We start from the raw sequence: 8,267 nt of genomic DNA, 5'->3' as shown, positions 1-8,267 counted from the left end.
CGTCGGCGCCGACGACCTTCGCCGCTTTGTTCAGGAGTAGTGTTCACGTGTCCACCTAGAGTTGAGGTGGACACGAGGCTCCTACGAGTACGCCATTGTTTCAAGATGCCATGGCTGGCCGCTTACTTTGGATAGGCAATTTGACTGGCCACGCGAAGTGCGCAGCCAGCAGGAAAGCATCGGAACAGCTAAATGCTGTCGATGAAATTAAGCGGTAGACGAACCGTTTGAAAAAAAGAGACATTAGTGGCGACGTTTCGCCAAAATGTTCTTCTAAATGATGATTGCCGCGTTTCCAGCAACAAACAATTTTAAGTAGCGCGTCGAGCCTAACTCGTCGGCTAATTTATGAGGGGAAATTTCCCCGTTTGAGACGGCTGGCAGTTATGAGCTACTAGCCAATCAAATATAAAGTCGGGCCGTAGAAAGCTGCGACTGTGGATAAAACAGGGTTCCCCTGTCCTTGAATGATCGCCATTTGCACGCGTTCTGGTCGACAAACGGCCGACGATTGGTTCAATTCTAGCTCGAGGTGGGGTTTTCGCGCCAGAGCTGCTCGATGTAGAGTGAATCGCCCCGGCTGAACTAGACACCTTCAAGCCTCAAACCTGAGGCCCAATAGGAGGTGCCATGACGACCAAACAGCCATATCGATGGATACGGTCTACTTGGATGGCTCCGAGTATTGGACCTATGCAGAGCCGCTCTATAGCCTTCCTGGGCTCCCGAAATTCATGGCAGGCTCAACAGCAAACCAAAGAGGTTATGACGCAACTTGGTCGATAGTTGCCGACAAGCTGTTTCTGGTCGCGCTGGCTGGAACGACGTATAACTCAAGCGAACGAGGCTTGGCGATGGTCTTCCCAGGGTGCTCCGCTCCGGTTTTTGCGGACTGGTTCTGCGGAACCATGGCTATCCAGAATGGCCGTATCGTACAGTCGCCCGATTTCATCCACTTGTTTGAGAATCAGGTCACGCTCACATTCAGCAGTGGCCGCGTCGTTTCCCAAGAGGTTTTGCGACGAAAGTATGCACCAGAAGCACTGCTGGACCCTATCCTTTTCAGGCCAATCTCGGAGATTTATGAGCTCACTGACCCGGTTATTGCCTTGCTTGTCGCGGCCGGTGTCCATCGATTGGGTGACCTGGTGCAGATGTCGCCCACTGCTCTCATGCGAATCCGTGGCTTCAACGTCTTAGCGATGGAGCGCATTGAGGAAGGATTGACCATTTTCGGCCTCAAGGTAGGTATGGCGCTACTTGGTTGGTCAGCTGGCGTGAAGCTATACGGGGCAGCCGATGCTTGAACTGAACTGGACTGGACTGCAACCCAATGACGCATGGACTGGGCGTACGAACCAAGGGCGTCTCAGCGCACAGCCTGTAGAAGTGGGTCAAGGCGGTGTCGCCGGACGGGTCTGAGCAGCAGTCCAAGGGGATGCATCGCCTCTGCCTGCTTTGGTTCCTCAGAGCGTAAAGCTCTTCTTTGGTCAACACCTGATGGAGAACCCGTACGACTGTACTATTTGCAGCTTGCAAGGCACTTCAAGACCGTCTCATCTATCTCCAAAGGCCCCACGCTTACTCTGACTGGCTCCTGGCGCGCGCTTCGGCGTCGCCCATAGCTTCACGCCTGCGCTCCCACTTCAGCCCCAGCGCGCCAGCATTGACACAAACCGCAAAGAGGATCACCCCCACCAGGATGGGATCGGCGAGGAATTGGTTCACGACTTCGAGCATGCCGACCTTATAGGGCGAACCCACCACTAGGTCAAGAAATCCCAGTAACCAGTAAGCGAATAGGCAGGCTTGGCTAGTGGGCCAAGGCGCCTTCCGCAGTGGAGCCATCATCCCACTTATACCGGTACGTGGGCTACTCTCACGCCGCCCGGCGCTCGAACTCCCTCAGCCTCGCCTCAAACGGCTCCAGGGCATCCTTGTGCGCCTGCTGCTGCGGTAGTCCCAACCATTCCCGGATCTGCTGTGGCTCCAACTGCCCCATCTTGATGAGCTCGTTGACCATCTGTAAATAAATGGCCTTGTTCGCAACCAGCAATCCCTGTGCACGCTCGTACTGCTTCTGCAGCCCTGCTTCAATTTCCGGATTGGTACTGGCCACATCCGTGTTGATGTTCTCCCCTGCCTCCGTGCTGACATCCACATGACTGATGCGCTCACCAAACGCGGCGTGTCGAATGAAGGCAGCCATTTGCTGTGTGGCCAACTTCAGGTCGAACTCACTGCCTGAGCTCAGGGCGTCCTTGCCAAACACCATTTCCTCGGCAGCCCGGCCAGCCAAGGCAACACACACTGCATCGAGCAGATTGCCGCGGGTTTTGACTTTGAGCGCATTGAAGCTGTTGTAGCCCCCGGAGAAGGTCGCCATGTTGATGCGGATCTCCAGCGGTGCCTGCTTGAACAGCAAGGCGTAGATCAATCCATGCCCCGCTTCGTGCACCGCCAGAATTGCGCGCATGTCTGGATCGGGGCGCTGGCGAAGCCTACTGATCTCAAAAGTTACAGGTACGGTATGAATCCGGTGGCCCCATCGCGAGATCAGTAGCCCGGCATCTGGGTCGACATCGATGATCAGCTCCTGGCCTGGTGTGGCGCCCTGCTCCAGCGCCCACAGCGTGAACTCCACCAGTGGCGCACTCATCAGACCATGCACGGAAGAGAATACCGGGCGGGTTCCTTGCGTCGGAAACACCGAGTTGGCGTAGATCTGCGCCCTGACCGCATCGGTCACTTCAAAGCGCAGTCCACTGGATGCTTCGATTTCCTGCAAGTAGCCGCGCACGGCGACCTCGATGAGCATTTGGTAGGTCGAGCGGTTCAGACTGGGATAGACAACGTGGTTGTTGCCAAGCCGGGCAATTTGCTCGGGCTTGAAGCGCTCACTCAACGCCCGCTTCACATCAATGAGCGAAAGCTTGCGGGTCATGGCATGGAACACATCAGCATCTGTGTCGCAGTCCTCCACGCGACTGGCAGCATCTGCATACATCTCATCGAGATTGCCACAGACAAAAATCAGCAGTTTCGAGTAATCCGTCTCCCACGCATGGGGGTCTTGCATGAAGGCCACCAGGCGACTGTGGAGGTCCTGCGGAGACCAGGTCATGATCTCCATGATGGACTCCTTGAGCTTCAACGTCGCTTTGAAGTCCTGGGCCTGATACGGCGGCAGAGCGAACTTCGAAAGATCATTGCGGGGCGTTCGCGCGAGCAGTCCAACGACCACATCCTCCTCGTCAGCATCTGACTTCATGCCCAGCCGCTTGTGTTCGTCACGATATGCAGCCTCGGCCAACCTGCGCTCCATTTCCCCAAGGAAGCCAATGTTGGGAGGTAATTTCCCGTCGGAGAGCAGGCCCCACACGTCCATGTAGTGCTCGACCTTGCGCTCGCGCCCATCGTAGTCCACGGTTCTGAATCGTTGGAATTCATCGAGCACGAGGATTCCGGGAGTGCCCTCGGCGATCGCGGAGTCCGACAACATGGAGCCGATCGACACCCCTCCTCCGTTGGAGTAGCCGTCCATCTGGACTTCGATCAGGCGGTCATAGAACCCAAGCTTCTTTGACAGGCTGCGAATGAGTTGGGTCTTGCCCGTACCGGTGAGCCCCCACAGGTTCACGATGACTGGCCGGTTGATGACGTCGGGCAGGACGTACCACGCCCGTATTGTGTCGATCACGCGATCGATGATGTCATCAATCCCAAAGAGTTCGGTCTTGAGTTCTGCGGCGATGTGTCGTAGCTGAGCGCTGCGTTCACTGATGTGCGCGCGCAATTGGTTGTTCGTTGTTTTCATGGTGGTAGAAATTTCTGTTTGGGTTCTGCAGCGGTCACAGCTCGCGCGACCGCCATGGAATGGAGATCGCTATCAACGCCAGAAGCGAAGCAGTTTCAGGAAGGCGACCAGATCGGCTTTAGCCGTCTTGGCCACTTCGCGCAGGAGCGCGATGCGCTCCTCGGACCTGACCTGCAAGAGCAGATGCAGCAGTAACGTGATGAGTAGCGCCATCGCAGCACCCGCCACAAAGAGCCAGGCGTCCATGGGATCCCAATCCCTGCGGAAGATGAGATACGCGTTGATGGCGCTCAACGCCAGGAGCGTCAGGTGAATGACCCAGTGCATCGTTGATTCCTTTCGTGGCCATGCCAGTGAGTCAGTTCATCCATAGCGTCTCGCGATACACCGCCCGCTGCATGTCGACCGCCCGCCGGACATCCAGCCCCTTGTAGGAACCAAACCCCAAGATCCAGGCGAGATAACGTCCGACCTGGGGGTCGGCTTCACACAGCGCCTGCAGGGGCTTGCTCAGCACCTCTGACCTGACACGGCTGATCCGCTGGTACATGTCAGGCGTCGATAGGTAGTGACGTCCAAACATGAGCTCGCGCAAGCAGAGGTAGTAGCCACAGGGGTTGACCAAAAGCGCCACGGCAACGGGCTCCCAGCTGGATTTGAGGACCAAGGTTCTGCAACGGCGGGCACGCCCCATGGCAGCTAGACACTGCGAAAGTGCAGTCGGATCTCCTTCATCCAGTTCTCGGGGCGCAGAACGCAAAGGCAGGAGATATGCGGCGACCAGTTCATCCAATGCAAAAACCGTTGTGACGAATGGCACCAGCGCCTGGTTAGAAAGCAGCGGTAGTTGCCCGAGCAACTGGGCACGTTGCTCAGCCTGGACCTGCAGAGCACGCTGACTCTGGGGGGCTCCGAACATGTCCTGAGTTCCTTGTCGGGCTCGGTGATTACGCACGGGAGGCTCCTTTCTTGGAGGCTGCCCTGCGGGGGGTCGCACGGCTGCTGGTTTCTCCTGTCCGCCCGCGGGGCTCGAGGATGAAGTCCTCTTGAGTAAACCGCTGACCGATCTCTGCCGGGTCTATGTCGCCGGTGATCTGGGCTACGCACAGGGGCAGCTCGACGAAGTGAACCGCTGCGGGTAGGCGCTCAATGAGTTCCAGCACTTGGGCATGCAGTTCACGATGGATCTCATTCCAGCGCTTTGTGGGAATCGATCTGCGAAAGCTTGCTGGCAACGCCAGGATGCACAGGCCCTTGTGCTCCTGCACAAAGTGGGTAGGGGTGGAGCCAGCGGAAGAGGCGTTCCTGGATATTGGATTGGATGTGGGTTTCATGGATGTTGGGGTCCAGTTGTTCAGCGTGTGGGGCGCATAGTCAGAGGATTGCCATGAAGCCGATGGCGGCGGTGATACGCGCGACTTGCTGGCGGTCGAGCTCTTCGTCTCCACTGACGTCGAGCACTGCGCCCAACGTGCTGCCGCATTCGGCATCACGTGATCGCAAGCGGCGCAAGGGGGCGTCGAGGATCACAAGGCGCCGCGCGACAATTTCTTCGCGTTCCTCGCTGTTCAGGCTGAGCACAGGGTCTCGGTCGGGATGGTCATGCAGGTAGCCCGCCAGTCCACACGGAGCGACCAAAGCGGCTGCGACTGCCACATCCCGCTCCCATGCGTGCAGGGCCGGATACCGTCGGGCGCGTTTGGACATCTGAAGGCTCCAGTCGAGCAGGGAATGTTCTGCGGATTGGCAACACTCGGGCGCCCAGGCGACCCTCGCCGGTATGGAGTACGCCGCAAGAAGTGCCTTGTCGAACACATCGGCGATAAAGCGGCGCAGACTCTTGTTGGCGCAGGCTGGCAGGTGATCGAGCAGGTTCACGACTCCATGAATTTGCTCAACTCTGGAGGTCAACGACCTATTCTGTCGAGCCGCTGGTGCCGGTGGCACGTAACAGCTCTCGGAATATGGGGCTCGGGGATATCGGCGCACAGTGATGGGATTCATGGTTTCCTGGCGATGAAAGACTGAAGGTGAATGAGGTGGGCGATGACACAGCGAGGGGCCTGCGTCGGACAAAGCTCCGCCCAGACCGCTGCTTGGTGCCAGCGGGGTTCGGAGGTGTCGACGGTGGCTTAGTGCGGCCTCAGGCGTGCAGCGGGTTCAGCCGTCTGACGTGAGTACGCATCGCGCCCGGGGGCGGGGGTTGCGGGTCTTCGCCCGCATGGCGTTCGGGCAGGGTGATGTCCTGCGATGTGCGTGACCGGTTTGTTCGGGCCCGTTCTGAGGCTCCAACCGCAACGCCTCGGGGTTTGGGCACGGGCATGGGCGCCCGCTCGCTGCCCCCTGCTTCGGCGAATAGGTTGCTATCGCCCACTTGCTGCAGGTGAGCGCCGTCCATGCGCAAGACCTTGCCGGTGGCAAGCCGACTGGCCAGTAGACGCTCCATGGCCGAACCGTCCTGGCGCGTGAGGTTGGGCACGTATCGGCTGTAGACCCTGAACAGCATTTCGGTAGAGGTGTGGCCGAGCTGGCGTGCGATCCATTCGGGCGCTTCACCGGAAGCCAGCCACAGGGTCGCCGCGGTGTGGCGCATCTGGTAAGGCCTGCGTTCAGTCATGTCCAGATGGCGCAGCAATGGATACCAGATGCGGTCCGTGAAGTTCTTGTTATCCAATGGCGCGCCCATCAGGTTGCAGAACACGTAGTCGGACAGTTTTCCCGTCACCTCGTACTGCTTGGTGAGGGCCTCGACTACCGGCTGGCTCATCTGGATATCGCGCTGGCTGCCGTCGGTCTTGGTGTATTCATCCTCTCCAAGAACGAAGGTCTCCCGGACCCGAATCAGGCGGTGCTCGAAATCGACGTAGCGCCATTTGAGGCCATGGACTTCTCCAGTGCGCATTCCGGTGAAAAAGCGCACGGTGAAATAGTTGCGATAGTCCGCACGGACGGTCGCCAGAATGCTCTGTACATCCTGCAGGCTGAACGGATCCACATCGACCTTGCGCACTCGGAGTCGCTTGATGTTGGTCGTGGGCGTCGTAAACTCGAATCGGTCGGCGGCTTCGTCAATGATCTGGCAAAGCGTGCCAATGATCTCGTTGATCCGTTTGGGTGAGAGTCCTTCCTTGTCTCCGCGACCTTTTACTTTGGCGAGTGTGGCGCGGTAGGCAAGGATGTCGGATTTGGTGATGCTGCTGACCACCTTTTGTCCGAAGTGCGGTATCAGGCGACCGTCCAGGGTAGAGCGCAGGGATCGGATGTGGCTGCGGCGCCATTCGATCTCGTGCTCTTTGAACCATTGGCTTGCGAAGTCTTGAAAATGTGGCGAAGAACTATTGACAGGTGACTGTATCGACTTGCCCACGTCGATTGCAGCCGCTGGATCGAAGCGCGATGCTAGTGCGCTCTCAGGAAAGTAGTCGCGGTACTGGAAGGTGCCGTTCTTCAGCGCCTTCTTGATCTTTTCCAGAACGACCTCCACCCGCTTTCGGTTTTGCAGCGTGTCAGGCAATGCTGTCTGCTCACGGCAACGAACATTGCGATAGGTGAAGTCCATCACCAACTTGCCGGTTTCATTTCTGACTGTGACCTTAGCCATGGAGAACTGCTCCATTGGCCATCGGAATTGCATTCATGCCAACTGGCAACAGGGTGGAGGCGACCTTCATGTCACGTTCAATGGTCTCCCACACAAACAAGATCTTTCTGCCACCGAACGGTCGCACATAGTGCACTCCCTCCATCAGCACGCTGTCTTTGAGACGTTCTCGGATTGTCCGAACGTCATACTTGATCCTTGACGACAATTCATCTGTAGTGAGATAGGTCTGCTCATTCATGGTTGCTCCTGTAGAATCTATATGTCAAGCGATAAAAATATTTATCACTCGATGCCGATGATACACAAGCAATCGCAATTTTCAAGTCATTTGACACTATTTTTTATCATTCGCTATCTTTTACTTCCATGATCAGGTTCAAGCTAGGCGAGATGATTGAGAAAAAACAGTTCGCTGACGCGCGTCGTATCACCGTCAGCGAGATAGCTGCAGCAACCGGTTTGAACAGGATGACCCTGTCCAAGATCCTCAACCAGAAGGGTTATGGAACAGGAACCGAGACGATCGACAAGCTTTGTGAGTACTTCGCTTGCCGCGTTGAAGACCTGATGGAGCATGTCGGGCCCGACGAACCTCCCGCTTCGATCTCCGACTGAATTGCATCTGGTCAACGGCCCTGTAGCAATCCCCACCGAATCTTCACTCCCGGCGGCTGTCGATCACCCAACTTGGGACTCAAGTTTGCTTGGTCAGCTTCAGGGTAAGCGACCAGCCGTACCACCTTGAACAGTCCCGCGACATCTCGCAAGATCGTGTGCACGTAAACCATCGTGGACACCATGCTCAAAGATTCAGAGACACCGAGATATGCGACGCGGCGTACCCAC

At 57.2% G+C, this 8,267-nt stretch carries 11 protein-coding genes; 2 read left to right on the top strand and 9 right to left on the bottom strand.

Going from position 1 to position 8,267, the window contains the following annotated elements; translation table 11 throughout:
- Positions 1–653: 653 nt before the first annotated feature.
- Entirely contained in the window at positions 654–1,307 is a 654-nt protein-coding gene (locus NFX52_RS28485; protein WP_055402279.1) for a hypothetical protein, read from the top strand.
- A gap of 274 nt (positions 1,308–1,581) precedes the next feature.
- Here the strand turns inward: NFX52_RS28485 and NFX52_RS28480 are convergent, their stop codons facing one another.
- From NFX52_RS28480 to NFX52_RS28445, 8 genes are all read right to left on the bottom strand, one after another.
- Positions 1,582–1,740 (bottom strand): hypothetical protein, encoded by a 159-nt coding sequence (locus tag NFX52_RS28480; protein WP_156358878.1) that lies wholly within the window; start codon positions 1,738–1,740, stop codon positions 1,582–1,584.
- 139 nt (positions 1,741–1,879) lie between these two features.
- Positions 1,880–3,817 (bottom strand): peptidase M41, encoded by a 1,938-nt coding sequence (locus NFX52_RS28475; RefSeq protein WP_055402276.1) that lies wholly within the window; start codon positions 3,815–3,817, stop codon positions 1,880–1,882.
- A gap of 72 nt (positions 3,818–3,889) precedes the next feature.
- Positions 3,890–4,144, bottom strand: coding sequence for a hypothetical protein (locus NFX52_RS28470; protein ID WP_055402274.1), 255 nt, complete (start codon positions 4,142–4,144; stop codon positions 3,890–3,892).
- Positions 4,145–4,175: 31 nt separating this feature from the next.
- Positions 4,176–4,736 (bottom strand): hypothetical protein, encoded by a 561-nt coding sequence (locus tag NFX52_RS28465; protein ID WP_055402272.1) that lies wholly within the window; start codon positions 4,734–4,736, stop codon positions 4,176–4,178.
- Between the two features lie 28 nt (positions 4,737–4,764).
- Positions 4,765–5,151 carry a hypothetical protein gene (locus tag NFX52_RS28460; protein WP_238385795.1) on the bottom strand — a complete coding sequence of 129 codons (387 nt, stop codon included), beginning with the start codon at positions 5,149–5,151 and terminating at the stop codon, positions 4,765–4,767.
- A 40-nt stretch (positions 5,152–5,191) separates the two neighbouring features.
- Positions 5,192–5,695, bottom strand: coding sequence for a hypothetical protein (locus NFX52_RS28455; protein ID WP_055402268.1), 504 nt, complete (start codon positions 5,693–5,695; stop codon positions 5,192–5,194).
- 265 nt (positions 5,696–5,960) lie between these two features.
- Complete coding sequence (locus tag NFX52_RS28450) at positions 5,961–7,418, bottom strand: Arm DNA-binding domain-containing protein (RefSeq protein WP_055402281.1); 1,458 nt, start codon at positions 7,416–7,418, stop codon at positions 5,961–5,963.
- Positions 7,411–7,659, bottom strand: a complete 249-nt coding sequence (locus tag NFX52_RS28445) for a hypothetical protein (RefSeq protein ID WP_055402266.1) — start codon at positions 7,657–7,659, stop codon at positions 7,411–7,413. Before NFX52_RS28445 ends, NFX52_RS28450 begins: the two co-directional genes overlap by 8 nt.
- Positions 7,660–7,787: 128 nt before the next feature.
- On the opposite strand from NFX52_RS28445, the gene NFX52_RS28440 reads away from it, so the two are divergent.
- Positions 7,788–8,036, top strand: coding sequence for a helix-turn-helix domain-containing protein (locus NFX52_RS28440; RefSeq protein WP_055402264.1), 249 nt, complete (start codon positions 7,788–7,790; stop codon positions 8,034–8,036).
- 11 nt (positions 8,037–8,047) lie between these two features.
- Here NFX52_RS28440 and NFX52_RS28435 read toward each other — a convergent pair.
- A partial coding sequence (locus NFX52_RS28435; protein ID WP_252635938.1) for a hypothetical protein occupies positions 8,048–8,267 on the bottom strand: 220 nt, incomplete at its 5' end.

Origin of the sequence: Acidovorax facilis, assembly GCF_023913775.1 — a bacterium.
In the GTDB taxonomy this organism is placed as follows: domain Bacteria; phylum Pseudomonadota; class Gammaproteobacteria; order Burkholderiales; family Burkholderiaceae_C; genus Acidovorax; species Acidovorax facilis.
This window is presented reverse-complemented; position numbering and strand designations above follow the sequence as displayed.